We start from the raw sequence: 26,822 nt of genomic DNA, 5'->3' as shown, positions 1-26,822 counted from the left end.
GGTTCACCTCAATACAAGCATTCGACGGCCATGGCCGTGGCCTCGCCACCGCCGATGCAGATGGCCGCCACGCCGCGGCGCAGGTTGTTCTGGCGCAGGGCCGACAGCAAGGTCACCAGAATGCGCGCGCCCGAGGCGCCGATCGGGTGGCCCAAGGCGCAGGCACCGCCATGGATATTGACCTTGTCGTGTGGCAGGTCGAGGTGTTTCATGGCCGCCAGGGTGACCACGGCAAACGCTTCGTTGATCTCGAACAGGTCCACCTCGGCCAGGTTCCAGCCGGTGCGCTTCATCAGTTTGTCGATGGCCCCGATCGGAGCGGTGGGGAACAGCGCGGGCGCATCGGCAAAGGCCGCATGGCCATGGATCACGGCCAAAGGTTTCAAGCCGCGCTTTTCGGCTTCGCTGCGGCGCATCAGCACCAGCGCAGCAGCGCCGTCGGAAATCGAGCTGGCGTTGGCGGCCGTCACCGTACCGCCTTCACGGAAGGCCGGTTTAAGCTGCGGGATCTTGTCCAGGCGCGCCTTGGGCGGCTGCTCGTCATCCTTGATGACGCGTTTTTCCTTGCCCTCAGTGACTTCCACTGGAACGATCTCGGCGCTAAAACGGCCCTGCTTGATCGCGTCCTGAGCACGGGTCAGCGAGCTGATGGCAAAGGCATCCTGGGCTTCGCGGCTGAAAGCGCCAGCCTGGGCGCAATCCTCGGCGAAGGTGCCCATCAAACGGCCTTTGTCGTAGGCGTCTTCGAGGCCATCCATGAACATATGGTCGATGATCTTGCCATGGCCCATGCGGTAGCCACCCCGGGCCTTGTCCAGCAGGTAGGGCGCGTTGGTCATGCTCTCCATGCCGCCCGCCACCACCACATCGGCGCTGCCGGCCAGCAGCAGGTCATGGGCCATGATCGCGGCCTGCATGCCAGAACCACACATCTTGTTCAAGGTGGTGCAGGTGGTGTGTTTGTCCAAGCCGGCGCCCAGCGCTGCCTGGCGCGCGGGGGCCTGGCCCAGGCCTGCCGGCAGCACGCAACCGAACAGTACCTGTTCGACGCTGGTGGCTTCGATGCCGGCGCGCTCGACCGCAGCGCGAATCGCTGCGGCACCCAGCTGCGGTGCGGTGAGGCTCTTGAGGTCGCCCTGCAGGCCGCCCATAGGCGTGCGCACGGCGCTGACGATGACAATTGGGTCGTTGGCGAGGGTCATGTTCATTACTCCTTACTTGGCAGCCATGCGCAGCGCGCCGTCGAGGCGGATCACCTCGCCGTTGAGCATGCTGTTCTCGATGATGTGGCGGGCCAGCGCAGCGTATTCCTGAGGGCGGCCCAGGCGCGGCGGGAACGGCACCCCAGCGGCCAGCGAGTCACGCACTTCCTGGGTCATGCCGGCCATCATCGGGGTTTCGAAAATGCCCGGGGCGATGGTCATCACGCGGATGCCGAAACGCGCCAGCTCTCGGGCCGTTGGCAGCGTGAGGCTGGCAATGGCGCCCTTGGAGGCCGCGTAGGCGGCCTGGCCGATCTGCCCGTCATAGGCAGCGATAGAGGCGGTATTGATGATCACCCCGCGCTCGCCATGCTCATCCGCCGGCCCCTCGGCCATCGCTGCCGCCGTCAGGCGCAGCAGGTTGAAGCTGCCGATCAGGTTGACGTTGATGACCTTGGCGAAACTGGCCAGGCCATGCGGGCCTTGTTTGCCCAGGACTTTCTCGGCGCCGACGATACCGGCGCAGTTGACCAGCCCATGCAGGCTGCCAAACGCGCTGACGGCGGCGTCGACCGCAGCCGTGGCGGCCTGCTCGTCGCTGATGTCGGCGACCGCGAAGCGGGCGTTGTCGCCCAGCTCACGCGCCTTGGCTTCAACCGCCTGGGCATTGAGGTCGACCAGCATGACCTTGGCACCGGCCTCGATCAGCATCTGTGCGGTGGCGGCACCCAGCCCGGATGCGGCGCCACTGACGATAAAGTGTTTGTTGGCTATTTGCATGGTGTCGTTCCTTTAGGCACTGGCGTGAGCGGCCAGTTGGGCCTGTTGTTTGGCGATTTCCTGGTTGCGCAGGATGAAGCGTTGCAGCTTGCCGCTCGGGGTCTTGGGCAGCTCGCTGACGAATTCGATTTCGCGGGGGTAGGCGTGGGCGTACAGCCGCTTGCGCACGTGCTGGCGCAGGGTTTCTTCCAGCTCGGGGGTGCCCTCCACGCCTTTGGCCAGGACGACGAACGCTTTGATCAGCTCGGTACGTTCAGGGTCGGGCTTGCCGACCACCGCCGCCTCGACCACTGCCGGGTGCTCGATCAGCGCGCTCTCCACGTCGAAGGGGCCAACCCGGTAGCCGGAGGTGGTGATCACGTCGTCGCTGCGGCCCACGAAGCTGATGCTGCCATCGGCATTCAGTTCGACCGTGTCGCCGCTGAGGTAATACTTGCCGACGAAGGCTTTGGTCGGCACGCCGTGGTAACCACCAAACCAGCACAACGGCGACTGCTCGCGGTCCACGGCGAGGATGCCGGGCTGGCCAGGCTGCAGCTCCGCGCCCTGCTCGTCCAGCACCACGATGCGGTGCCCGGGGATGGCGAAGCCGGCAGACCCCAGGTGCACCGGGTGCTCCAGGCCATGGTGGTTGCACAGCACCATGCCCAGTTCGGTCTGCCCATAATGGTCATGAATGGTTACCCCAAGCTCGTCGGCGAACCAGCGGATCACCTCTGGGTTGAGCGGCTCGCCGGCGCTGCTGACCACCCGCAGGCGGCCTTTGATCGGTGCGGAAAATTCGCTGCCTGCAGCGATCAAAAGGCGGTACGCGGTTGGCGAACCGGCCAGGTTGGTGATGCCAAACTGGTCGATGATCCGCGCGCAGCTTTCAACGCTGAACGGGCCATCGTAGAACGTCGTGGCATGGCCCAGCGCCAGCGGGCCGGTGACCGCGTAGTAAAGCCCATAGGCCCAGCCCGGATCGGCCAAGTTCCAGAAGTTGTCTTCCGGCCGCAGGTCGATGGCGTCGCGCATGTAACCCTGGAAGGCAACGATCGCGCGCAGCGGCACTTCGAGAGGTTTGGCCGGGCCTGTAGTGCCGGAGGTGAACATCAACAGGAAAGGGTCATCGCCCGAGCGCATGACCGGCGGGCAGTGCTCGGCGGCGCTGTCCAGGCTCTGCTGGAAGTCCAGCTCGCCGACGCGAGCCTGCACGCTGATGATTGTTGGGCAACCGTGCACCTCATCCAGCTTGGCGCGGTTCTGGCTGTCGGTAACCACCACCTTGGCCCCGGACTGTTCCAGGCGATGCTCAATGGCCTTGGGCCCGAACGCAGTAAACAGCGGCTGATACACAGCACCCAGGCGCCACGTGGCAAGGATGGTCACCAGCAACTGCGGGGTACGCGGCATCAGGCCGGCAACGCGGTCTCCCGCTTTTACACCCTGGGCCTTGAGCACGTTGGCAAAGCGCGCGGCCTGCTCGCACAGCGTATCGAATGTGAACGGCTGGTTTTCGCCGTCGCGGTTCACCCACAGCAGCGCGAGCTTATCGCGGCCCACATGGCGGTCGCAGCATTCGACGCAGGCGTTGAGCGCAGACAGATCGCCCTGCAGGGCATCAGCGGCGGCCTGGGCATGGTCGAAGGCACGAGCGGCCTCGGCGTAGTTACGCATCATCAGACTCCTGGCTTTTTATTGTTGGAGTGCACCCGTTATCTGACGATGGTGTCGCTACACCTGCCGCTCGGCAATGGCCTAATTGCTCAATCGTGATGAGCGGTTTGGCCTGAGGCCTGTTCGCTCAGGGCCTTGCGCGTCAGGCGCAGGATCAGCCGCCGTTCAGCCTCATCGTATGCATTCTGGATCTGCCTCCCACGTGCTGCATCGAGTGGGCTTTCTGCTTCCGTTTGCTCATCGAACGGCTGCCTGAGCTGGACGAAGTCATCGTCATGACGTGCCCTCAGGTAGGTGACCCAGAAATCCCGTTCACTGATGTAGTTCACCAGTGCATCGGTGTTTTGCGCCCAGCGCACAGACGCTGCGGCGTTGTCGAGCTGCTGCTGGTTGACCCCGGCCATTTGCTCGAACTGCATGGTCCTTGGCTGACCCGGAAGGCCCAACACACGCGCCAGGCCGATCCGATAGGCCAGGCTGACCTCGATTTCGTCCACGCTGTCACGGGCGCGCCCTGCCGCGTCGGCCTCTTCCAGCCCGGCGTTGCGCAACCTGTCCTCCTCCAGCGCCACGCGTCGCTCGATGTCCAAACGTGCCTGGGCCTCGACTTGCTCCAGCCGGAACAGGCCTGAAGCCAGTTCAAGCAAGGCGCCTTGCTGCGCCGGAGCCCCTTCGGCGCGCATCGCCTGCGCCACCATGACGCCCACCTCCTGCGCACTGAAACACGAGATCACGCTGTCCACACAGCCACGTGAAGAGGCCGTTTCAAACAGCTCATCACGCAAGGCCGCATCCTCGCTGGCCGCCGCGATCACCGTCCATACCCGGCGCGCCAGGTCCTGGGGTTCGCGCCGGAAGTCGCTGGTCAGGGTCAACGCCCTCAGCAAACTGAAAAACTCAGAACTTTCATCAAGGGCCTGCAATGCATTCCACTGCAGCTCGCGGCCAGCCCTGGCGGGCTCATCCAATTGCTCCAGCCATTGCGCCCGGGCTTGCGCAAAGTTCTCGGCAGGCTCTGGCGGTAGGGCCGGCAGTGGGTTGACGGCATGAAAACGTTCACGCTCGGCCAGTGCCAGCGGGTTGTTCTCCAGCAGTACCGCGCGACGACGCTGCAAGGGCATGGCGAACATGCTTTGCCGCACGTGGGCGATGTGGTTGTCACGCAGGTTGGCCGACTCCAGCTGTACACAACGCTCAAGCCCGACGGGTACGGTCTGCAGGTTGGTCCGCCGCACGTTCAGCACCCTGAGGTGTGCCAACTCACCCAATTGCAGGCTGACGCCGCCCAAGCGGTTGAAGCTCAGGTCCAGCGTGTCCAACTGCGACAACCCACTCAGGCTGGTCGCTAACGCCTCGGTCATGCGGATGCGGTTGTGTGACACACGCAGGCTGCTCAGCAGATTCAGCTCGGCGATCTCCGCTGGCAGCGTAGTCAGGGCATTATTGCTGAGATTGAGTAATCGCAGCCCCGTGAAGCAGCGCAGAAAACCTTGTGGCAACGTCTGCAGGCGCAGGCCGATCAAGCCCAGGTCGGTGACATGACCGAACTGCGTGCCGACAGGCAATGTGGGCAAGCTCCCGACCTCAATCCCGACCAGGCTCAAGCGCCGATACTCCCGACTCGCGCCTTGGGCATCGATGCGCAGCCCTTCCAGGCGCCAACTGCGGCGCAACATGCTGGCCACATGATGACGCGCGCCACGCAAGTTGCCGGGCGGCACGTCCAACATCCAGGCATGCAGAGCCCGGTCCATTCCCATATATTCCCTGTACAGCCGGATCATCGCGGCATACGCGGTCTCCGGCGATTCGAGCAATACCGACACGTAGCGGTCCACTTCCAGTGCGCGGAAGGACGGGAACAAATCCCCCACCGCTCCGACCAGGTCTTGCCGGAGCGAATCAGGCAGTTCATCACGCCCGTTGAGCAGGTAACCGATTCGCCCATCGGCAAGCCTTCGCAAAGGACTGCGCGTAGGCTTGATCTCGCGCAACCCGATGAGGTCGGCCAGCGCCTGACGCTCGCGAGGCAACCAGCTACGCAGTGCATTGCGGATTTGCTCAGGGGCCTGGCTGCCATCCCAGGTCAGGCGAGCACGATCACCAGGGGCCAGGTGCCTGGCCAACACGTCGGCGATATCGACGGGGTCGCGCCGGTCGATATCCACTTCACGCCCCTGCGCGTCATAGCACTTGAACCCGCCAGGGCACTTCACCAACACCGTGGTGACATATTCCGAGCCCTTGTCCGGCTGCAATTGCGCCAATAACCGGCCGACATCTGAGCCTTCGCGCAATTCCAAGTCGACCGCCCCCGTCAGGTTGGCCTGCTGGCGCAACAGCGCAAATACCAGTTTGATTGTATCGGGGTGATAGCTGCCCTTGAGGTACAGGCCTTCACGCATGCGCGTCAGCCGCGCCAGTTGCAAATGCTCACGGGCCTTTTCGGCAACCGGTAAGGGGATGCGGTCCTCCCTCAGCATCCACTGGCGCTCGGTGTCGGTTGCCGACTTGAGCACATCGAGCGCGTAGGCGTCAGGCAGGCCGTTGAAGTCCCTCTGGATCAACGGCAACAATGGGTCTGTTGCCAGATATTGGCGCGAAAAATGTTCCAGCAGTTGCTCCCTCAAATCTGCCGCGTCATCCAGCAGTTCCAGGCGTTGCTCCTCCAAAGACAACGCTTCGATGCGCAAGCTGTCCATACACCACTGCCACAGGGGGGCATCTGCGGGCTGGCCTTCGGCCAATTGCGTGAAGAACGCCTCGGTGCGCGCCTCCACGGCAAACCGTTCGACCGTGTCACGCAACGCCACCGGTAACGGCCGGGCCTCCACCAACAGCCCGCGCAGGTGTTCCTGGTCGACATCGGCCACCTTGAGAATCTGCCCGATACGTTGCTCGCTCAGCGCTGCCGCCGGCGGCCAAAGGCGCCCCAACAGCAGCCCCTCCCCTTGCCATGCCAGGGGTCGCTCGGTCGGCAAGCGCCAGCTGCGCTCGCCGTTAAACTCCAGCACCGGGCCGAAGCTCGCCTCCCGTTGCGGGTGGCGCAGCTGCCAGGCACTGCGCCCAGGCACCGGCCTGACTGGGTAGTAGGTATCGCCGTTGCGCCACCAGCGCCCGTCCCCCTTGGCGAGCAAGCCGTTGTCCAGGGCCTGCAGGTCGGCGGGCGGCGCCTTGTCCTCGAAATGGCTGATATCCCAGCTCCAAAGTCGCGGCGCTCCGCCATCGTTGAGTACCGGCAACAATTGATCGACCTGCGCGCTGCGGGTGAAGCCTCGGGCGACCACGGCGGTACCGCCAGCCAACGCAGCGCCGACCGCCAGCGTTTCGGCCACGCCCAGCAGGTGTTCGATGGCTTCATGGCGATGCCCTTGATGCCAGTCCTCGACCCCCTCGCACACCTCCTTCAGCGTCTGGCCGATCATGTCGGCCGCCAGCACCTCACCGATCACGGGTACGAACAGGCCGGCCAGGTTGAGCAAGCCCATCCCTATCGCTTCCAGCGTTTTCAGGCGTTGGGCGCTGACACGGGCATCGACCTGCGCGGTGGGCACCGCGATAAACCCCGCGTTGTCGCGAATCCGCTGCAACTGTTGTGCAGCCAAGGTCGCGAACAATGCCTCATGGATCTCTTCGCAAGCACACTGGGCATCGGTCTGCGCATCGCCCAGGCGCTTACTCAAGGTGGTCAGGTATTCAGGGCGGTCGGCTAACGCGATGCGCTGGCTAAATGCCCGCTGATAGCCGGGCTCGCGCAGACGCCTGCCAAGGTCCAAGCTGGCCTCGCGCCAAGTGCCATAGGCACGCAGCGACTGTTCAGGATCGTCTGGCAGATACAGGATGACACCGGTCACCACGGTTGAAGACCCAGAGCCGAACAAGGGAGCGACATCCATTCGCTCGAATGCGATGGCGCCCTCTACCCGACAGCCCAGCACGGTCAACGCCCCTACGTAGGCGCGGTTGCTGCGGGCGTGCGTCGGTGGCTTGCCTTGCAGGATTCGCCGCAACATCGCCAGGTCATCGTCCGGTAGGTGCTCTTTGAGCGCCGCGATTTCGATCGCCAAGGCCAGCTGCAAGCGCTTGTCTTCGGCAATCAGGGCCATGCAGTCGGCATCGATCAGCGTGTCGAGGTGCTGCTGGTACTGCTTGCCAATATCCAGCGCCCGGCAGGTCTCGACCAGCGTGTCACCCGAGGTGGTCAGCACCTCCTCCGCCTCGCCCGTCGCTGGGTCGTCCGGGTACACCAGGCCAGTATCTGGATAAAACGACTCTCCGGCCTTGAAGTTCTGCATGAGTCTCTGCAAGGCCGGCTGGCGCACGAAGTAGGGTTCGAACTGCGTGGCTGGCGCATCATCGACTTTCTTGAAACGCTGCTCTCGCCATTGCGCTTTGGCTAACGTGATGTTCAGTTCCATGGCGACGCGCAACCGCTCTTGTAGCAACGCTGTGGCGAACGTGTCGATCGACTGCAGCCGGGCAAACGTCTGCTGAATCTTCTGTTGGCTCTGAATGTGCGCGTCGAAGCGGCTGCGCAGGGCCAGCAACTGTTCGTGATCGGCGTTTTTCAGCCAATCAGGCAGCGTTTGCGCGATGAAGGCGTCGGTTGCCTGTTGGCGCGGGAGGTCTGGGGTCGGTTCGGTCATGGTGGTGATCACAGTGGTGGATGAGCCGCTAACTCTGCGGCTCACCACCCCCTGCCTGAACCCGGAAAACCGCCCCTGCAGGCACGTTCAAGGGCTGATGGCGCAGCTAATGTCAGCCCTGGCGGGCCAGGTTGGTCCTCAGCTCGAAGCGCGTCAGTGCCACGCTGTGACGGTGCAGGGCTGACTCGTGCTCGATTTCCAGGTTCTCCAAGGCCTGCGCACGCACTGGCGCAGGTGCGTCTGGCTGCTCGGCGTGCAACCTGCGGACACGCTCACCATGAGCACGCTCCAAGGCGAGAAAATCTTCCGCGTGCTGGCTACGTAAGTAGCGCTGCCAGAAGCCACGCTGGCTCAAGTCTTCGGCGAACGTCTCGATATCGCCCACCCGTTCGATACGCTGCCTGGTTTCGTCTATCGACGCCTCACTGACACCCAGCGCCTCAGCATTACGCAGGGTTTGGGGTTGGCCAGGCAGATTAAGGGCCTCCCTCAGCCTGACGCGATAGAGCATGTCGATGTCCCGGACATCGACATCTGCCAAGCCCATCAACGCGGGGTCATCCAGCCGGGCGATTTCCCGCTGCTCATTCACCTGTGCGGCCGTCTCCCGTGCAATCACTGCCAGGAAGTCCAACCGGAACAGGCTGAGCCCCAAGCCGATATGCTCGTTGATGCGCTCGAGCCGATGGGCATTAGCCGCAGCACGTGCCTGCAAGCTATGCAGTTGCATCCGGCTGAACACATCCACTGCGCGCCTTTCGCCCGAGGGTGTGTCGGCAGCCTGCTCGAACACGGCATCGCGCAGCGTGTCATCGCGTTGCATCTGCTCCAGCAGTGACCACACCTGCCCGGCGATATGCGGGCGTGCCTGCTCGTAATCCGAGGCATGCTCCAATTGCCCCAACAATTGAACGAAAGCGTCGCTGTTGCGATGCGTGGCCATTGCTGCCCATGCCAAGCCTCGCTCGATTTGCTGTGACTCAGGCGACGCCTGAAGCCACAGGTCGCGCACGTAGGCGGGGTCCAATGCGGTCTCCGGGACTTCGGGTATCGTCTCTGGCGCGTAAAGGGCCATGACTTGGCGGTTGCTCAAGCGGTTGCGCTCCACCAGGAATACCTGGCGGAAGGCTTGCGGCATCTGCAGTGTTTCATCGGCCACCGCGCTGAGCTGGTTGTCACGCAGGTCGACCACCTGCAGGTTCTGGCACAGCTCGATGTACTGCGGCCAGATACCGAGCCGGCAATGTCGCAGGTTCAAGTGCATCAGCTGCTGCAGCCGATTGAAGCGCAAGTGCAGCGCCCCCAGCGGGTTGTAGCTCAGGTCCAGCCGTGACAGTTCGGACAGCCCGGCAAGTGTCTCGACAGCCGATGCATTCAGGCGGATCAAATTGCGCGCCAGCCGCAGTGTGCGTAACTGGGGCAGGTAGCTGAGCCCGGGCGGAATACTCAACAACCGGTTACCACTGAGGTTCAGGTAGTTCACCTGGGTGAAGCTGTGCAGAAAGTCACTCGGCACACTACTGATGGCGGTGTCGTTAATGACCAGCGACGTCACGAAGCGAAATTGCACATGCCCCGGCAGTGCCGGCAGGCTGGCCTGTTCGCCGAAGCCCAGTGACAAGCGCTCCCCTTGTCCACGCCAGGCACGGAGCACCCGATCGGCGATCAACTGCCGACTGGCCCGCCTGCTGTTGCTGAACTCTGCGGATACCCAACGGTTGACCGCCCGATTCAATTGCTCATGGTCATCCTGCAAACCTGCCAGCCGTGCAAACGGCATGTCCTCGCCCTGCAGCAGGTGCTCCAGTTCCTGGTTAAGCTGGTTGTCGTCCAGGCCCGGGAAAAGCCGGCGCAAGCCGGTGAGCAAGGTTTGCCGCGGTGTCTGTACCACCGCACCACGGCCGCTTAGCAGGTAGCCCACGCGGCCATCAGCCAGGCGCTGGCCCGGGTTGAACCAGCGCTGTTGCGGCGCCCACCCTAGCAGTGCCACACAATCCTGGTGTGAGGCTGGTAACTGCGCTCGCAGCTTTTCTCGCAAGGCCAGGGCGGGGTCATTCCCTTCAAGGCCAAGTGCTTGCAACTGGGCTGGCGACAACGCCGCGACCAAGGCTTCGAAAACCGTGGCAGGCACCGGGTGGGTCTGTGCCAGGGCTTGCCCTTGCGCATCGTACAGGTGGAAATGCCGATCGATGCGTACCAACTGAACACGCGCCGTTTCCTGGCCCTCTGGAACAAAGCTGGCCACCAGCCGGCCCTGCGGCGTCGCCTCGCGCACCTCCAGCGCAAGCCCGGCGGGCCACTCTGGCAGCTTGCGCAGCAAGGCGACGGCAAGCTCATCGGTTTCGCTGCTACTGGCACTGGCCAGGTAGAAACCTTCGATGGCACGGGTCAGGCGTGCGGCGCGCAGCAGCGCTCGCGCTTTGCTGGCCAGTGGCAGTGGTAAGCGCTGCTCGCGACGGGCAATGGCGTATTCGACTGCACTGCAGTCTTTCAATACCTCAGGAATGTAACCCTTCGGCAAGCCTGGGAACTCGCGCAACACCAGGCCGGCCACCGATGCGGCAGAGCGCGGGGCATAGGCCAAATGTTCGAACGCACGCCAACGCATGGCCGGCAGCTGTTGCAGCAACCTGTCGCGCAGGCCGGCTTGGGGGCCTGCCACTTCGCGCTGCGCGCTTAGCCAGGTCAGCAGCTCTTCATCACGGGGCAGGCGCGTTTCGTTGGTTAAATGGCGAGCGAAGGCCTCGATACGTGCGTCCGCGGCAAAACGGCGCAGTGTATCGGCGAGGGTGATGGGTGCCGGACGGTTCTCCACCAGCACACCGCGCAGCTCATCCTGGTCGATACCGGCCACCTTCAGGATCTGCTCGGCCCTCTCCCTGTCGACGGGCGAATCCTGTGGCCACAGGCAATCGAGCATGCGGGCGCTGTCGTCCCACGCCAGTGGCTGGTCGAGCTGCAAGCGCCAGCCGCGCTCGCCGTTGTGCACCAGCGCCGGCCCATAAGCACTGTCGTCCAGCGGATGGCGCAAGCACCAAGAACCGTTGGCCACAGGGCGATGCACTTCGTAATAACGGGCCTGCAACCGCAGCCAGCGGCGCTTGCCCGCGCCATACAAACCGTCGGGTTGCAGGCTTCGGTCTTCAGGCGTTGTTTCGTAAGGGGCCAAGTCGTTGTTCCAGAGCCGCACCTGCTGCGTGCCCAGCGCGACGGGTTCGAGCTTGTCGACGAACACACTGCGCACCACCGCCACCCCGGCGACCGTGGCGCCGGTGAGCGCCACCACCTCGGCGACGCTGAGAAAATGCTGCAGCGCCTCATGCTGATGGCCCCGCGACCAATCCCTGACGCCCTCGAACACCTCGCACAAGGTCTGTACCACCAATTGCCCCAACAGCAACGCGCCCACTGCTGGCACGAACAGCCCGGCTAGGTTGACCACGCCGGCACCCAGCGCCTTCCACATCTGCCGGCTGTGTTCGGCTGCAGCCTCGTCGACGTCGGCAGTAGGCACGAGCAGCAACCGGGCATCGGCTTTCGCTTGTAGCACTTGCAGCCGGGCTAGCGTAAGGAAGGCGTCCTCGACCATTTCACCCCGTGTCAGCGACAGGTCCGGCTGCGTGTCCTGCAAGCGCAAGCTGAGGGTCTGCATAAACCCAGGACGCTGCTTCAGGCTCACTTGCTGCGCCAACGCCTGTCGAAAGCCCGCTTGCTGCAACTCGACGGCAAGCTTCTGCTGCATCTCGGTCATCGAGCCATAGCGGCGCAAGGCGTAATGCGAATCGCCAGGCAGGTACAGCAGCACGCTCTGGCTGACGTTGGCGGGTGTACGCAGCTCTATCAACAAAGTATTGGAAAGTGTCTGCCCGAGCATCTCGAGCGTGCTGACACTGTGAGGTTTGGGCTGCCCATAGGTATTCGGGGAAAACGCCGCAATCTCGCGCAGGGCGGCATGCTCCCACGGGCTAAGGTGCCCTTTGAGCGCCGCAAGCTCAGTGGCCAGACTGAAGCCGCTGCGTTTATCTGCGCCAAGCAAGTTCAGGTTCTGTGGGTTGTAGACCTGGTCTAGTTCATCCTGGTAGCGCCTGCCTACGTCCAGTTGTCGATAGCGTTCGAGAAACGCATCATCGGCTTCCAGCAGCAGGGAAGTGCTCCCTTCAAAACCCAGGCCCTTGCTCAGTACAACATCAGCACTGGCTTGCAGGCCCTGCATCAGGCGGGCCAGAGCAGGTTCGTAGGTGTACTTGCGGGGGTAGACAAACCTATTCAAATTCGGCTGGGCTACGTTGACCACTTTGATCCAGGACAGATCAGCCAAGCGCACGTCGTGGGGCACGTTGTCCGGCAGCAACGTTTGAAAATGTGTTTCGGCAAATTGCCGCAGCGCAGGCAAGCCACCTATTGCCTCATGCAGTTGATCTTGGCTGTTCTTGTGCTCACTGAAACGGCTGCGTAGCGCATTGATCTGCGCCCGCGTGGCGCGCTTCAGCCAGTCGGGTAACTGGCCCTTGATGAAGTCATCCGTTGCAGTCGACAGCTTCGCTTGCACGGCAGGCGATTGCTGAGTGGCAGTTGGCGTGGGCATGGCGGTTCCAGTGGTAGGCGATGGGCCGTACATGCTTGTACTTGTATGCCCTATCCATCAGCTGGAAACGCTTCAATCGCCTCGCGCTTCGCCGAGGCCTTCTGCCTGGATCAACGCCCGATAGTGCCCCGGGTTACAACCAAACCATTTGCGAAAAGCCTTGTAGAACGAACTGCTGTCGGCAAACCCGAGCCGCTCAGCAATTTCGCCCAGGGCCGGCTCCGTTTGCGCCAGCCAGGCAATGGCCAGCTCACGGCGGGCGCTGTCCTTGAGCCGCTGATAAGTCTGGCCCTCGTCGGCCAAGCGCCGCCGCAGGGTCGCGCCAGACAGGCACAAGCCGTGCGCAAGGCTTTCGGCATCCGGCCACTGCGCTGGGTCAAGGGCCAGCAGTTGGCCACGGATGCGCCGGGCCAGGCTGGCCGGGTCGCGGTACTTGACCAGGATGTTGCCCGGCGCCTCGGCCAGAAAACGCTGCAATTCCTGCGGCGTGCGCTTGAGCGGCAGGTCCAGGCAGTCGGCCGCAATGATGATGCGCGAGCGCGGGCGTTCGAACTGCAGGTTTTCCGAGAACATTACCCGGTAATCGTCACAGAACGGTGGCTCGGCGCAGCGCAGGTCGATGGCCAGGATCGGAATGCGTCGCCCCGCCAGCCAACAAGCGACGCCGTGCACGATCATCCAGAAGGTGAAATAGGTAAAGGCCCGGCGCGGTTGCTCACGCGGCTCGTTGATGACGATTTCGGCCAGGCTTTGCTGGCGCACCACGCTTGGCTGCAAGTCTTCGAGCATCAGCGACAGAAAGCCCATGGCGATTTCAAGGCCAGCCCCGAGAGTAGGCTGCGCCATGGCTGCACGTGTCAGAAAGGCCAGGCTGCCCACCGGCAGCCCGCGCGGGTCCATGGCGAAAAACTCGTCGTTGCAGCGACGCGCCAGCAGCCGCCACAGCCGCGCATAGGCATCGGCAGAGACGCGTGCCTGGGGCAACTCGAGCTGCGCCGGGTCGATGCCGGCACGCTGCAGCACGCCGACATCGGGCTGCCCGGCCGGGCAGGTCTGCAACAGGGCTTCACGCACCAGTTGCATGGAGATGGTGTCTTTATCGCTCATCGGCCATCCAGGTGGGTCTATGCCGGCCATCTTAGGCCGGGGCAGGAAAAACGCCAGCGTTGCCTCACAGGGTGGCCGCCAAACTCAGAAACGCCTGGATCAACCGCAGTTCGCGGCGCCGCTCCAGGCAGCCGATCATGTGCTGGTTAACCAGGCCGTCTCCCGCCAACGGCCGCGCCACCACCCGCGGGTCGTGGGCCACCTCGGTCGACGACACCACGCCAACCCCCAGTTCCGACGCCACCGCCTCGGTCACCGCTTCACGGCTGTCGAGCTCCAGCAGCACACGGGGCTGCACCCCGGCAGCGGCACAGGCCTTGTCGAACGTACGGCGGGTGGTCGAACTGGGCTCGCGCAGCACCATGATCTGCTGATTCAGCGCGGTCAACGGCAAGTCGCCTTCACCGTCCGCCCACGCATGCCCCGCTGGCAGCAACGCGCACAGCCGCGACTCGCACAAGCTTTGCAGGTACAAGCCCTTGCGCGGTTCGATTTCGGTCAGCACCGCGACATCGGCGTGCTCGGACAACAGCGCGGCCAAGGTTTCCTGGGCATTGCCCAAGCGCAGGTTGACGGTGATGCCCGGGTAGCGCTCGCGCAACTGGGCGAGCATCGGCATCACGCGGTGCGGGCCGTCCGCCGCCACCTCCAGGCGCCCCGTCAGCAACTGTCGGTTGGCTTCGAGCATCGCCTGGGCTTCTTCGGCCAGGCCGAACATGGCCCGGGTGATGGCCGCCAGCCGCGTGCCCTCCTCGGTCAGCTCCACCCGCCGCGCCGTGCGCCTGAGCAGGGTGATCTGGTAGTGCTCCTCCAGCGCCTTGACGTGCCCGGTCACGGCCGGCTGGCTGATGAACAGCCGCGCGGCGGCACGGGTGAAGCTGCCCTCACGGGCGACGGCATCGAAAGCGCGGAGCTGGAACAGGTTCATGTTTATCGGCCTGACTTATGGCTGGCATAACAACAAACAATTTGATTGATAGCTTAGCCAATTGCAACCTAGTCCCCGTAGTTTCAGCGCCAGATTTTTCGGCTGACCACCCGCCGCTTGTGAGGAACCACGGAATGAGCAACGCACCCATCCTGCTGACCCCCGGCCCCCTGACCACGTCGCTGCGCACCCGCCAAGCCATGCTGGTGGACTGGGGCTCCTGGGACAACGCCTTCAACCAACTCACCGCCAGCGTCTGCGAGCAACTGCTGGCGATCATCGACGGCAGCGTCAGCCACCACTGCGTGCCCCTGCAAGGCAGCGGCACCTTCGCCGTGGAAGCCGCCATCGGCACCCTGATACCCCGCAATGGCAAGGTGCTGGTGCTGATCAACGGCGCCTACGGCCAACGCCTGGCGAAAATCTGCAAGGTGCTGGGCCGCACCTACAGCACCTTCGAAACCGCCGAAGACCAACCGACCACCGCCGCCGATGTCGACCGCCTGCTGGCCGCCGACCCAGCCATCACCCACGTGGCGTTGATCCACTGCGAAACCAGCACCGGTATCCTCAACCCGCTGGCCGAGATCGCTCAGGTGATCAAACGCCACGGCAAGCGCCTGATCATCGACGCCATGAGCTCGTTCGGCGCGCTGCCGATCGATGCCCGCGAGGTCCCCTTCGACGCACTGATCGCCGCTTCGGGCAAATGCCTGGAAGGCGTGCCGGGGATGGGCTTCGTCTTCGCCGAAAAAACCGCCCTGGCCGCTGCCGAAGGCAACGCCCACTCGCTGGCCATGGACCTGCATGACCAGCACGCCTACATGGCCAAGACCGGCCAGTGGCGCTTCACCCCGCCCACCCACGTGGTCGCGGCGCTGCATGAAGCGCTGCAGCAGTACAACGAAGAAGGTGGCCTGCCTGCGCGCCACCAGCGCTACGCCGACAACTGCAAAACCCTGCTCGACGGCATGGCCGCCCTCGGCCTGCGCAGCTTCCTGCCGGCCGAGATCCAGGCGCCGATCATCGTCACCTTCCATGCCCCAAACGATGCCCGCTACCAGTTCAAAGACTTCTACGAGCGGGTCAAGGCCAAGGGCTTCATCCTCTACCCCGGCAAGCTTACCCAGGTCGAGACCTTCCGCGTCGGCTGCATCGGCGTGGTCGGGCCGGAGGGCATGCAGGCTGCGGTCAACGCCGTGGCCGAGGTGCTGCGGGAAATGGAAGTGCTGGACATTTGACCCTTTGCCCACCCCAATTCAGGAAATAGCGCACATGAACTACAGCAACCCTACCCAGCTGCAAGCCGCCATCCTCGACTGGGCCGGCACCGTGGTCGACTTCGGCTCGTTCGCCCCCACCCAGATCTTCGTCGAAGCCTTCGCCGAGTTCGACGTCCAGGTGTCCATCGAAGAAGCCCGAGGCCCGATGGGCATGGGCAAGTGGGACCACATCCGCACCCTGTGCAACGTGCCGGAAATCGCCGAACGCTACCGCAAGGTGTTCGGTCACACGCCCACCGACGATGACGTCACGGCCATCTACAACCGCTTCATGCCGCTGCAGATCGAGAAGATCGCCGTGCACTCGGCGCTTATCCCGGGCGCCCTGGACACCCTCACAGGCCTGCGCCAGGACGGCCTGAAGATTGGCTCGTGCTCGGGCTACCCGAAGGTGGTGATGGATAAAGTGGTGGAGTTGGCCGCCCAAAACGGCTATGTCGCCGACCATGTGGTGGCCACCGACGAAACCCCGAACGGCCGCCCCTGGCCGGCCCAGGCCCTGGCCAACGTGATTGCCCTGGGCATCGATGACGTGGCCGCCTGCGTGAAGGTCGATGACACCGTACCGGGCATCCTCGAAGGCCGCCGTGCCGGCATGTGGACGGTGGCACTGGTGTGCTCCGGCAACGCCCTGGGGCTGACCTGGGAAGGCTACCGCGCGTTGAGTGCCGAGAAACTGGAGCGCGAGCGCACGCGCATTCACGCGCTGTTCGCCAGCTCCCGCCCGCACTACCTGATCGACACCATCAATGAGCTGCCCGAAGTGATTGCCGACATCAACCGGCGCCTGGCCAAGGGCGAGATGCCGCAGGCATCCTGACCGGGAGCAGCCTTGTACTGCGAAGAGGCCAGTGACCACAGCGAAATCGAGGGTGTGGTCACTGGCCTCTTCGCAGCACAAGGCTGCTCCTACACCGTTCGCATGCGGCCAAGGTATTGAGCCTACTGCGGCAACTGCACCTGCGGCTTGGTGGCGACAAAAATGGCCCAGCTCGACACGAACAACGCGGCGATCAATGGCCCGATCACAAACCCGTTGAGCCCGAACACCGCCAACCCACCCAAGGTGGACACCAGAATCAGGTAATCCGGCATGCGCGTGTCCTTGCCCACCAGGATCGGGCGCAGCACGTTGTCCACCAGGCCGATCACCAGCACCCCGAACGCCGTCAGGATCACCCCCGGCAGAATCGCCCCGCTCAACAGGAAATACGCCGCCACCGGCGCCCACACGATCCCCGCCCCCACCGCTGGCAGCAGCGACAGAAACGCCATCATCACCGCCCACACCAACGCACTGGGGATATCCAGCACCCAGAATATGAAGCCGCCAAGCGCGCCCTGGGTAATGGCAACCAACACGTTGCCCTTGACCGTTGCCCGCACCACGCGGTTGAACTTCAGCTGCAAGCGGCGCTTCTGGTGTTCGGGCAGCGGCACCGCAAGGCGCACGCGACGCGCGACCTCGGCCCCTTCACGCAGGAAAAAGAACAGCAGGTAGACCATGATGCCGAAGCTCACCAGAAACTCGAATGTGCCCTGCCCAAAGCTGTAGGCCTGGCTGGCCAACGCCTGGCTGCCTTGGGTGGCCCACTTGGTGATCTTCTCGCGCAGCCCTTCCAGGTTGCCGATGCCCAAGCTGTCCAGGCCGTGCTGCACGAACCCCGGCAGCATGTTCATGCCATGCTCGACGTAGCCGGCAATGTCCAATTGCCCGCTCTCGATGCGCTGGTACAACGTCGCCCCCTCCTGCACCAACAAGGCACTGGTGATGATCACAGGCAATACAGCCACCACCAGGCAAATCAACAGCGTCGTGGCGGCGGCAAGGTTGCGCCGCCTGCCAAACCGTATCAGCAGGCTGCGCTGCAGCGGCGCGAACAGGATGCCGAGAATCACCGCCCAGAAGATCGCCCCGTAGTAAGGCAGCAAGATCCACACGAAGGCGATGGTCACCAGTGCCAGTAGCACGGCCAAGGCTCTGTTCTGCAAAGCGGTTTCGTTCATGAAGGATCCTCAAGTGTCCTGAACGTTAGTGCGCGGCGTAGGGGTAAAAGTGCCGTCGCGCCGTTGATTCAGGTCAATGCCGGCAAAACCGCCAAGCCATAGCATTCAGGCCTTTTGCCCCGGTGCGCACATGACCCTTCCCGCCAAGCCCGAACTGCTGGCCCCCGCTGGCACCCTCAAGACAATGCGCTACGCCTTCGCCTACGGCGCCGACGCCGTCTATGCCGGCCAACCACGCTACAGCCTGCGGGTGCGCAACAACGAATTCGACCACGCCCACCTGGCGCTGGGCATCCAGGAGGCTCATGCCCTGGGCAAGCGTTTCTACGTGGTGATCAACATCGCCCCGCACAATGCCAAGCTGAAAACCTTCCTCAAGGACCTCGCACCGGTGATCGCGATGGCGCCGGATGCGCTGATCATGTCCGACCCCGGCCTGATCATGCTGGTGCGCCAGCACTACCCACAGATGCCGGTGCATTTGTCGGTGCAGGCCAACACCGTCAACTGGGCCAGCGTGCAGTTCTGGCAGCAGCTGGGGCTGAGCCGGGTGATCCTGTCGCGGGAGCTGTCGCTCGAAGAAATCGAAGACATCCGCCACCACGTGCCGGACATGGAACTGGAAGTGTTCGTCCACGGTGCCCTGTGCATGGCCTACTCCGGCCGCTGCCTGCTCTCGGGTTACCTCAACAAGCGCGACGCCAACCAAGGCACCTGCACCAATGCCTGCCGCTGGAAATACGACGCCACGCCGGCCAGCGAGGATGCCACCGGCGACATCGTGCGCGAAGTGCAACCGACCCTGGGGCTCGGTGCCCCTACCGATCAGGTCTTCCTGCTGCAGGAAAGCAACCGCCCGGACGAAGCGATGCCGGCGTTCGAGGACGAACACGGCACCTACATCATGAACGCCAAGGACCTGCGGGCCATCCAGCACGTCGAACGCCTGGCCGGCATGGGCGTGCACTCGCTGAAAATCGAAGGCCGCACCAAGTCACACTTCTACTGCGCCCGCGCGGTGCAGTCCTACCGCCAGGCCATCGACGACGCCGTGGCAGGCCGGCCTTTCGACCGCGCCCTGATGGGCAACCTCGAATCCCTGGCGCAGCGCGGCTACACCGAAGGCTTCCTGCGCCGGCATGTGCACGATGAGTACCAGAACTACCAGCGTGGCAACTCGGTGTCTGACCGCCAGCAGTTCGTCGGCGAACTGACCGGCGCGCGTGTGGACGGCCTGGCTGAGGTCAAGGTCAAGAACCGCTTCGCCGTGGGCGACCACCTGGAGCTGATGACCCCGCGCGGCAACTACCATTTCGACCTGCACCGCCTGTGCGACCGCCAGCAGCAGGCCATCGAGGTAGCGCCGGGTGACGGCCATGTGGTGTACCTGCCGATTCCGGAGCAGGTCCCGCTGGAATACGGCCTGCTGATGCGTGACCTGCGCCACGACGAGGCCGCCGCCTGACAACGCTGTAATGCGCAGCTCAGCTGGCTGACAGCCAGCAACGGCCAACATCAAGGCTCTCTCGCATGAGGCCACGCCATGTTGCGCAACCCCTTCCGCCGTACCTTCGTCAAAGGCCTGGGCGCCGCCACTACGCTGGCGGGCCTGGGGCTGTGGCGGCCGCTGGCCCAGGCCGCCAATGGCCGCGACCTGGCCGGCCAGCACTTCGAGCTGTCGGTCGGCCAGACCGCAGTCAACATCACCGGCCGCCCTCGCACCGCCCTGACTGTCAACGACAGCCTGCCCGGCCCGCTGCTGCGCTGGCGCGAAGGTGACACCGTCAGCCTGCGCGTGCGTAACCGCCTCGCCCAGAGCACCTCGATCCATTGGCATGGCATCCTCCTGCCGGCCAACATGGACGGTGTGCCAGGCCTGAGCTTTGCCGGTATCGAGCCCGGCGGCGACTACCTTTACCAGTTCACCCTGCGCCAAAGCGGCACCTACTGGTACCACAGCCATTCCGGGTTGCAGGAGCAGGCCGGGGTGTATGGGGCGATCGTTATCGAACCCCGCGAACCCGAGGCGCATCAGTACCAGCGTGACCATGTGCTGCTGTTCAGCGACTGGTCGGACCAGCCCCCTGAACAGCTGTTGGCGACCCTGAAAAAACAGTCCGACGCCTTCAACTACCACAAACGCACACTCGGCGATTTCATCGCTGACGTGGCCGACCATGGCTGGAGCACTACTGTCGCCGAGCGCATGAGCTGGGCCCGCATGCGCATGAGCCCCACGGACCTGGCCGATGTCAGCGCAGCCACCTACACCTACTTGCTCAATGGCCAACCACCGGATGGCAACTTCACCTGCCTGTTCCAGCCGGGCGAAACCGTGCGCCTGCGGCTGATCAACGCCTCGGCCATGACCTATTTCGACTTCCGCATCCCCGGCCTGACGCTGACCGTGATCGCCGCCGACGGCCTGCCGGTGACACCCGTGAGCGTGGACGAACTGCGCATCGCCGTGGCCGAAACCTACGACGTGCTGGTGACCGTCGGCGACCTGCCCGCCTACACGCTGTATGCCCAGAGCATGGACCGCAGTGGCTACGCGCGCGGCACCCTGGCCCGCGCCAACGGCCTGCAGGCGCCCGTGCCGCAACCAGACCCGCGCCCCGTACTGAGCATGGCCGACATGGGCCACGGCGCCATGGCAGGCATGGACCACAGCAACATGGCCGGCATGGACCATTCCAGCATGGCCGCCCTGCAGCAACACCCACCCAGCGAAACCGGCAACCCTCTGGTGGAGATGCAGACCATGGCCCCACGGCCCAACCTCGCCGACCCAGGCATCGGCCTGCGTGGCAACGGCAGGCGCGTGCTGACCTACGCCGACCTGCGCAGCCCTTACCCCGACCCGGATGGCCGCGAACCCTCACGCGACATCGAGCTGCACCTGACCGGCCACATGGAGCGCTTTGCCTGGTCGTTCGACGGGGTCAAGTTCAGCGATGCCGAACCGTTGCGCCTGGCCTATGGCGAGCGGGTGCGCATCACCTTGGTCAACGACACCATGATGACCCACCCCATCCACCTGCATGGCATGTGGAGCGACCTGGAAGACGAACAGGGGCGCTTTCTGGTGCGCAAACACACCGTCGACATCCCGCCTGGCAGCCGCCGCAGCTACCGAGTCACCGCCGACGCCCTGGGCCGCTGGGCCTACCACTGCCATTTGCTCTACCACATGGAGACCGGCATGTTCCGCGAGGTACGCGTCGATGAATGAGCTCAATAACCGTCGCATCGTCACCGGTGTGGCCCTGGTGGCGCTGCTCGCCAGTGAACGCGCCATGGCCGCCGGCCTGCAGCACAGGGGCCACGGCGCCATGCCCATGGACCACAGCCAGATGAACCACGCAACGCCGCCTGCGCAACAGCCGCGTACGCCGCTGCCGGTGCTCAGTGACGCCGACCGTCGCGCAGCCTTCCCGCCGCTGCCAGGGCACCAGGTGCATGACCGGGCACTGAACGGGGCGGTGATCGTCGACCAGCTTGAATACCAGCACTTCGACAGCAGCGGCGCGTTGAACTGGAACGCCAGCGCCTGGGTCGGCGGCGACATCGACCGCCTGTGGCTGCGCAGCGAGGGCGAACGCGAGCAGGGCAAGACCCACAAGGCCGAACTGCAGGCGCTCTGGGGCCACGCCATCAGCCCTTGGTGGGAACTGGTCGGCGGCCTGCGCCAAGACTTCAAGCCCGCCAGCGGGCAGGCCTGGGGAGCCTTCGGTATCCAGGGCACGCCGCTGTATGGCGTTGAGCTGGAGGCCACTGCCTACGTCGGCGAGCGGCAACAGACCGCGCTGCGCCTGGAAGCCGCTTACGCTATGCTGCTGACCAACCGCTGGGTACTCGAACCCACCCTGGAAGCCAACGTTTTTGGCCGCGACGATGCGCGCCGCGAGCAAGCCACGGGGCTGGCCGACAGCGAAATCGGCCTGCGCCTGCGCTATGAAATCAGCCGTGGTTTCGCGCCGTACGTCGGGGTCAGTTTCAATCGCTTGCACGGCAACCGCGCCGACCAGGCCCGCGAAGACGGCGAAGACACCGGCCAGACCCGCCTGGTGGCCGGTATCCGCCTGCGTTTCTAAAGGAGTGTTTCACCATGCTGCACAAACACCTGCTGACCCTCGGGCTGCTGGCTATCACTGGCCTGGCCCAGGCCGCCGAGGCCATCGATGTCTACCGCGACCCCAACTGCGGCTGCTGCAAGGCCTGGATCAGCCACCTGCGCGACAACGGCTTCACCGTCAACGACCACGTCGAACCGAACATGAGCGCAGTCAAGCAACGCCTGGGCGTGGCACCGCGCCTGGCGTCGTGCCATACCGGAGTGATCGACGGCAAGTTCGTCGAAGGGCATGTGCCGGCCGAACAGGTCCGCCTGCTGGCCAAACGCAACGACCTCAAGGGCCTGGCTGTCCCCGGCATGCCCATGGGCTCGCCGGGCATGGAAATGGGTGACCACAAAGACGCCTACCAGGTCATCGGTGTGACCCAGGATGGCCAGGACACCGTGGTCGCCAACTACTGATGCTCAGCGAGTGGGCGCTGTTCCTCAGCGCCTTCGGCGCCGCCACCCTGCTGCCGCTGCAATCGGAGGCCGTGCTGGTTGGTTTGCTGCTGCGCCAGCCCGACGCCTGGCCGACCTTGTTGCTGGTGGCCACCTTGGGCAATGTGCTCGGTTCGGTGGTCAACTGGGTACTGGGCCGGGCCATCGAGCACCTGTGTGGCAAGCGGTGGTTCCCGTTCAGCGCCCGCCAGCTCGAACGCGCGCAACACCGCTACCAGCGCTGGGGGCAGTGGTCGCTGCTGCTCAGCTGGATGCCAGTGATCGGCGACCCGCTGACCCTGATCGCGGGGATCATGCGTGAGCCCTTCTGGCGCTTTATGCTGCTGGTGACCCTGGCCAAGGCCGGCCGTTACGCCGTGGTGGCGATGATCACCCTGGGCTGGTTTCACGCCTGGTAACACCTTTGCCGCTTCAGGCGGTCAACTGGCTGTTACAGTCGCTTATTCCTACATGGCCCTACACGGAGTGCCCCCATGCTGCGCGCAACCGCCCTGGCCCTTGCCTGCCTTGTCGGCGGCCCGGCCCTTGCTGCCGAGTCGCCCACCTACGGCAAACAACTCGAAGGGTTCAGCTACCCTCACCCGCTCAAGCATTTCGACTTCAGCTCCCAGGGCCAAGCCCTGCAGATGGGCTACATGGACGTACCCGCCCAAGGCCAGGCCAATGGCCACAGCGTGGTGCTGATGCATGGCAAGAACTTCTGCGCCGCTACCTGGGAAACCACCATCAATGCACTGAGCAAAGCCGGCTACCGGGTCATCGCCCCGGACCAGATCGGCTTCTGCACCTCAAGCAAACCTGCGTATTACCAGTACAGCTTCCAGCAATTGGCGGACAACACCCACGCCTTGCTCGACCAGCTGGGCGTCAAGCAGGCCATTGTGCTTGGCCACTCCACCGGCGGCATGCTCGCGACCCGCTATGCGCTGATGTACCCGCAGCAAGTCGAACGCCTGGCGATGGTCAACCCGATTGGCCTGGAAGACTGGAAGGCCCTGGGCGTCCCCTACCGTACGGTGGACCAGTGGTATGCACGGGAGCTCAAGCTCGATGCCGCAGGGGTGCGTGAGTATGAGCGCAAGACCTATTACGCCGGGCGCTGGAAGCCGGAGTATGAGCGCTGGGTACAGATGCTGGTGGGCCTCAACCAAGGGCCGGGGCATGAAGCAGTGGCGTGGAACTCGGCGTTGATCTACGACATGATTTTCACCCAGCCGGTGTACCACGAGTTCAAGGACCTGAAGATGCCGACCCTGTTGCTGATCGGTGACCAGGACACCACGGCCATCGGCAGCGACATCGCGCCGCCAGAGGTCAAGGCACGCTTGGGCAAATACCAGGTGCTGGGGCCACAGGTGGCCAAGCTGATCCCCCAGGGTGAACTGGTGACGTTCGAGGGTATGGGTCACGCGCCGCAGATCGAAGAGCCGATGCGGTTCAACCGGACGCTCATCGAGTGGTTGGGGCGCTGAGTCGGCTACCCCCCAACCTACTGAGTGGGCGCAACTGCCTTCGGCAAAATCTAAACTTATGCGCGATCACTGTGTGGGCTTGCCCGCGAACACGGGCGCAGCCCGTGCCATCCATCGTGTCGCTCCCACAGGGGCTTAGCCGAAGCGTTGCAACTGCATCTCGCGTAAGCGGCTCAAGGTGCGTTGATACGGAAACGCCAAGTACCCTTGGGTATAAAGCGCGTCAAGCGGCACCTGCGCCTCCAGGTACAACGCCACCCGGCGGTCGTAGCATTCGTCGACCAGGGCAATGAACCGGCGCACCGCATCGTCCTTGGGCGACAGCGCCGGCAGCTCCCGGTCCCCTGCCGCGACCCGCGCCGCACCATCCTCGGTACCACGGGCAATCCGCCCGGCCCGTTGCTCGCCACCTAACGCTGGCACGCCTTCCAGCAGAATTGACGGGTAACGGTCGCACAGGGCCATGAACTCCATCGCCGCCAAGGGCTGCTCGCAGAGGTCGGTGAAGCGGCACCAGATGGCCTGCTCGCTGCGCCGGATGACGTTTATCTGCCTTGAGCCAATGGCCAGCGGCTGCTCGCTGCCGGGGTCAGCCGGGCTGAGTTGGCGGAACACTTCACCCAGCACGCCGCGCTCACCGGCCTCAGTGACCCAGTAACGTTGCCGCACAGCCCCCGGATGCAGGCGATGGTCCTGCTCGCCGGCCACCGACAACACCCGCATGTGCCGTTCAATGGCGGCAATCGCGGGCAGGAAGCGGTCACGGTTAAAGCCATCGCGGTAGAGTTGGTCGGGCGGTTGGTTAGAGGTGGCGACAATCACCACGCCCTGGTCGAACAACACCTGGAACAGGCGGCCGAGGATAATCGCGTCACCGATGTCATTGACGAACAACTCGTCGAAGCACAATACGCGAATCTCCCGGGCCAGTTCACGGGCCAGGGCCAGCAGCGGGTCGGCGGTGCCGTTGAGCTGGAACAACCGCTGGTGCACCCAGGCCATGAAATGGTGAAAGTGCTGGCGCCGGCTGGGGTGCTGCAGGCAACGGTGAAACTGGTCCATCAGCCAGGTCTTGCCCCGGCCGACAGGGCCCCAGAGGTAGACACCCTGGGTCAGGCGGCCCTGTTCGATCGCCTCGAAACAGGCCTGCAACGCATCGACTGCGTGGGCCTGGGCGGGGTCATGGACATAGCCGTGGTCGGTCAGGGCTTGTTGGTAGAGGGTCTGCGGTTGGGCGGTCATGCCGCATTATCGGTACTGGCCCCATCCTCAGCAAGCCAACGCCGCTCCTGTGTGGGAGCAGCCTTGTGCTGCGAAGAGGCCAGTGCAGGCCACAACTATCTAAAGTGTCACCACCGGCCTCTTCGCAGCGCAAGGCTGCTCCTACACGAACCGTGCATGGCAGAAGCCAGCGCTTCAGCCCTCGCCCAGCCCCACTTTCAACAGCGCCCCGTCCTTGTCATCGGTCAACACGTACAGATACCCATCCGGGCCTACCCGCACATCACGGATACGCGCCTTGAGGTCCCCCAGCAAACGCTCTTCGTGCACCACCTTGTCGCCCTCGAGCTGCAGACGGATCAATTGCTGAGTAGCCAGCGCCCCAATGAACAGGTTGTGGTCCCACGCTTTGAACGTCGGGCTGTCGTAGAACGCCATGCCGCTGATGCCAGGGGACTTTTCCCAGACATGGTGCGGGTCGACCATGCCATCGACGTGCTTGCCCTTGGCCTCCGGGATCGGCAGCAGCGAGTAATTGATGCCGTGGGTGGCAACCGGCCAGCCGTAGTTCTTGCCGGGCTGGGGAATGTTGATTTCGTCGCCGCCCCGTGGGCCGTGTTCGTGAGTCCAGAGCTTGCCAGTCCAAGGGTTGAGTGCTGCGCCCTGCTGATTGCGATGGCCGAACGACCAGATCTCGGAGCGCACGTTGTCTTTGCCGACGAAGGGGTTGTCTTTGGGCACTTCGCCGTCAGGCAAGATCCGCACGACCTTGCCTTGCAGCTTGTCGAGGTCCTGGGCAGTCGGCCGCTGGTTGTTTTCGCCCAGGGCAATGAACAGGTAACCGTCTCGGTCGAATACCAGCCGCGAACCGAAATGGTTGCCCACCGAGAGCTTGGGCTGCTGGCGGAAGATCACCGTGAAGTTTTCTAGCCGTGCGCGGTCTTCGGACAGCTGACCGCGGCCGACCGCCGTCCCTGCCTTGCCATCATTACCCGCTTCGGCATAGGACAGGTAAACGGTGCGGTCCTTGCCGAACTCCGGCGACAACACCACGTCCAGCAACCCGCCCTGCCCTTCGGCCCAGACCTGAGGCACGCCACTGATAGGCGGGCCGACCTTGCCTTCGGCGTTGACTACCCGCAGGTTGCCGGGGCGCTCGGTCACCAGCATGTCCTTGCCGCCCGGCAAGAAAGCCAATGCCCAAGGATTGCGCAGGCCATCGGCGACGGTGCTGACGGTCAATGGCCCTTCTTCGCTGGGGAACTGCTGCTCGGAAGCCGCGTGCGCCAACAGGGGCAGCAGCGCGGCAGCGGTCAAGGTGGTCAGCCAGGTAGCTCGGGTCATGCAGAATTC

General features: G+C 64.2%; 18 protein-coding genes. 8 read left to right on the top strand and 10 right to left on the bottom strand.

Annotated elements, in window-relative coordinates; genetic code table 11:
* Window positions 1–8: 8 nt before the first annotated feature.
* From OO306_RS14480 to OO306_RS14450, 7 genes are all read right to left on the bottom strand, one after another.
* On the bottom strand, window positions 9–1,202 hold the full coding sequence (locus tag OO306_RS14480) for an acetyl-CoA C-acyltransferase (RefSeq protein WP_238216230.1): 1,194 nt from the start codon (window positions 1,200–1,202) through the stop codon (window positions 9–11).
* A 12-nt stretch (window positions 1,203–1,214) separates the two neighbouring features.
* Window positions 1,215–1,982, bottom strand: coding sequence for an SDR family NAD(P)-dependent oxidoreductase (locus OO306_RS14475; RefSeq protein ID WP_238216232.1), 768 nt, complete (start codon window positions 1,980–1,982; stop codon window positions 1,215–1,217).
* A gap of 12 nt (window positions 1,983–1,994) precedes the next feature.
* Window positions 1,995–3,641, bottom strand: a complete 1,647-nt coding sequence (locus tag OO306_RS14470) for an acyl-CoA synthetase (RefSeq protein ID WP_265969160.1) — start codon at window positions 3,639–3,641, stop codon at window positions 1,995–1,997.
* Between the two features lie 89 nt (window positions 3,642–3,730).
* Entirely contained in the window at window positions 3,731–8,332 is a 4,602-nt protein-coding gene (locus OO306_RS14465) for an NEL-type E3 ubiquitin ligase domain-containing protein (protein ID WP_265969142.1), read from the bottom strand.
* 67 nt (window positions 8,333–8,399) lie between these two features.
* Window positions 8,400–12,872, bottom strand: a complete 4,473-nt coding sequence (locus OO306_RS14460) for an NEL-type E3 ubiquitin ligase domain-containing protein (protein WP_265969141.1) — start codon at window positions 12,870–12,872, stop codon at window positions 8,400–8,402.
* Window positions 12,873–12,944: 72 nt separating this feature from the next.
* Window positions 12,945–13,979, bottom strand: a complete 1,035-nt coding sequence (locus OO306_RS14455) for an AraC family transcriptional regulator (protein ID WP_265969139.1) — start codon at window positions 13,977–13,979, stop codon at window positions 12,945–12,947.
* 64 nt (window positions 13,980–14,043) lie between these two features.
* Window positions 14,044–14,907 (bottom strand): LysR substrate-binding domain-containing protein, encoded by an 864-nt coding sequence (locus OO306_RS14450; protein ID WP_027596559.1) that lies wholly within the window; start codon window positions 14,905–14,907, stop codon window positions 14,044–14,046.
* Window positions 14,908–15,041: 134 nt separating this feature from the next.
* On the opposite strand from OO306_RS14450, the gene OO306_RS14445 reads away from it, so the two are divergent.
* Both OO306_RS14445 and phnX read left to right on the top strand, forming a co-directional pair.
* Window positions 15,042–16,148 (top strand): 2-aminoethylphosphonate--pyruvate transaminase, encoded by a 1,107-nt coding sequence (locus OO306_RS14445; protein WP_265969138.1) that lies wholly within the window; start codon window positions 15,042–15,044, stop codon window positions 16,146–16,148.
* A 34-nt stretch (window positions 16,149–16,182) separates the two neighbouring features.
* Window positions 16,183–17,010 (top strand): phosphonoacetaldehyde hydrolase, encoded by an 828-nt coding sequence (gene phnX / locus OO306_RS14440; RefSeq protein ID WP_265969137.1) that lies wholly within the window; start codon window positions 16,183–16,185, stop codon window positions 17,008–17,010.
* Window positions 17,011–17,132: 122 nt separating this feature from the next.
* Here phnX and OO306_RS14435 read toward each other — a convergent pair whose 3' ends face one another.
* A complete protein-coding gene (locus tag OO306_RS14435) occupies window positions 17,133–18,197 on the bottom strand; it encodes an AI-2E family transporter (RefSeq protein ID WP_027596563.1) in 1,065 nt (354 codons plus the stop codon).
* Between the two features lie 130 nt (window positions 18,198–18,327).
* Here OO306_RS14435 and yegQ point away from each other — a divergent pair, with 130 nt between their 5' ends.
* The 6 genes from yegQ (at window position 18,328) to OO306_RS14405 (ending at window position 24,248) form a co-directional block, all read left to right on the top strand.
* Window positions 18,328–19,662 carry a tRNA 5-hydroxyuridine modification protein YegQ gene (gene yegQ / locus OO306_RS14430; protein WP_265969136.1) on the top strand — a complete coding sequence of 445 codons (1,335 nt, stop codon included), beginning with the start codon at window positions 18,328–18,330 and terminating at the stop codon, window positions 19,660–19,662.
* Window positions 19,663–19,740: 78 nt separating this feature from the next.
* Entirely contained in the window at window positions 19,741–21,432 is a 1,692-nt protein-coding gene (locus OO306_RS14425; protein ID WP_265969135.1) for a copper resistance system multicopper oxidase, read from the top strand.
* Entirely contained in the window at window positions 21,425–22,294 is an 870-nt protein-coding gene (locus tag OO306_RS14420; RefSeq protein ID WP_265969134.1) for a copper resistance protein B, read from the top strand. The genes OO306_RS14425 and OO306_RS14420 overlap by 8 nt, the downstream gene beginning before the upstream one ends.
* A gap of 14 nt (window positions 22,295–22,308) precedes the next feature.
* Window positions 22,309–22,737 carry a DUF411 domain-containing protein gene (locus OO306_RS14415; RefSeq protein WP_027596567.1) on the top strand — a complete coding sequence of 143 codons (429 nt, stop codon included), beginning with the start codon at window positions 22,309–22,311 and terminating at the stop codon, window positions 22,735–22,737.
* Window positions 22,737–23,174, top strand: a complete 438-nt coding sequence (locus OO306_RS14410) for a YqaA family protein (protein ID WP_265969133.1) — start codon at window positions 22,737–22,739, stop codon at window positions 23,172–23,174. The genes OO306_RS14415 and OO306_RS14410 overlap by 1 nt, the downstream gene beginning before the upstream one ends.
* Window positions 23,175–23,249: 75 nt before the next feature.
* The gene (locus OO306_RS14405; RefSeq protein ID WP_265969131.1) at window positions 23,250–24,248 is read left to right on the top strand and encodes an alpha/beta fold hydrolase; all 999 of its coding nucleotides are present in this window, start codon (window positions 23,250–23,252) and stop codon (window positions 24,246–24,248) included.
* A gap of 135 nt (window positions 24,249–24,383) precedes the next feature.
* Here the strand turns inward: OO306_RS14405 and zapE are convergent, their stop codons facing one another.
* Both zapE and OO306_RS14395 read right to left on the bottom strand, forming a co-directional pair.
* Window positions 24,384–25,490 carry a cell division protein ZapE gene (gene zapE / locus OO306_RS14400; protein WP_265969129.1) on the bottom strand — a complete coding sequence of 369 codons (1,107 nt, stop codon included), beginning with the start codon at window positions 25,488–25,490 and terminating at the stop codon, window positions 24,384–24,386.
* 174 nt (window positions 25,491–25,664) lie between these two features.
* Window positions 25,665–26,813 (bottom strand): PQQ-dependent sugar dehydrogenase, encoded by a 1,149-nt coding sequence (locus OO306_RS14395; RefSeq protein WP_085274170.1) that lies wholly within the window; start codon window positions 26,811–26,813, stop codon window positions 25,665–25,667.
* Between the last annotated feature and the right edge of the window lie 9 nt (window positions 26,814–26,822).

The sequence above is a fragment of the Pseudomonas sp. DCB_AW genome (genome assembly GCF_026240895.1).
In the GTDB taxonomy this organism is placed as follows: Bacteria; Pseudomonadota; Gammaproteobacteria; order Pseudomonadales; family Pseudomonadaceae; genus Aquipseudomonas; species Aquipseudomonas kermanshahensis.
This window is presented reverse-complemented; position numbering and strand designations above follow the sequence as displayed.

Coding starts and splice junctions, on each gene's coding strand:
- yegQ (WP_265969136.1), top strand. CDS start 18,328: ATGACCCTTCCCGCCAAGCCCGAACTGCTGGCCCCCGCTGGCACCCTC.
- OO306_RS14480 (WP_238216230.1), bottom strand. CDS start 1,202: ATGACCCTCGCCAACGACCCAATTGTCATCGTCAGCGCCGTGCGCACG.
- OO306_RS14410 (WP_265969133.1), top strand. CDS start 22,737: ATGCTCAGCGAGTGGGCGCTGTTCCTCAGCGCCTTCGGCGCCGCCACC.
- OO306_RS14455 (WP_265969139.1), bottom strand. CDS start 13,979: ATGAGCGATAAAGACACCATCTCCATGCAACTGGTGCGTGAAGCCCTG.
- OO306_RS14405 (WP_265969131.1), top strand. CDS start 23,250: ATGCTGCGCGCAACCGCCCTGGCCCTTGCCTGCCTTGTCGGCGGCCCG.
- OO306_RS14420 (WP_265969134.1), top strand. CDS start 21,425: ATGAATGAGCTCAATAACCGTCGCATCGTCACCGGTGTGGCCCTGGTG.
- phnX (WP_265969137.1), top strand. CDS start 16,183: ATGAACTACAGCAACCCTACCCAGCTGCAAGCCGCCATCCTCGACTGG.
- OO306_RS14475 (WP_238216232.1), bottom strand. CDS start 1,982: ATGCAAATAGCCAACAAACACTTTATCGTCAGTGGCGCCGCATCCGGG.
- OO306_RS14415 (WP_027596567.1), top strand. CDS start 22,309: ATGCTGCACAAACACCTGCTGACCCTCGGGCTGCTGGCTATCACTGGC.
- zapE (WP_265969129.1), bottom strand. CDS start 25,490: ATGACCGCCCAACCGCAGACCCTCTACCAACAAGCCCTGACCGACCAC.
- OO306_RS14450 (WP_027596559.1), bottom strand. CDS start 14,907: ATGAACCTGTTCCAGCTCCGCGCTTTCGATGCCGTCGCCCGTGAGGGC.
- OO306_RS14445 (WP_265969138.1), top strand. CDS start 15,042: ATGAGCAACGCACCCATCCTGCTGACCCCCGGCCCCCTGACCACGTCG.
- OO306_RS14435 (WP_027596563.1), bottom strand. CDS start 18,197: ATGAACGAAACCGCTTTGCAGAACAGAGCCTTGGCCGTGCTACTGGCA.
- OO306_RS14470 (WP_265969160.1), bottom strand. CDS start 3,641: ATGCGTAACTACGCCGAGGCCGCTCGTGCCTTCGACCATGCCCAGGCC.
- OO306_RS14425 (WP_265969135.1), top strand. CDS start 19,741: ATGTTGCGCAACCCCTTCCGCCGTACCTTCGTCAAAGGCCTGGGCGCC.
- OO306_RS14395 (WP_085274170.1), bottom strand. CDS start 26,813: ATGACCCGAGCTACCTGGCTGACCACCTTGACCGCTGCCGCGCTGCTG.
- OO306_RS14460 (WP_265969141.1), bottom strand. CDS start 12,872: ATGCCCACGCCAACTGCCACTCAGCAATCGCCTGCCGTGCAAGCGAAG.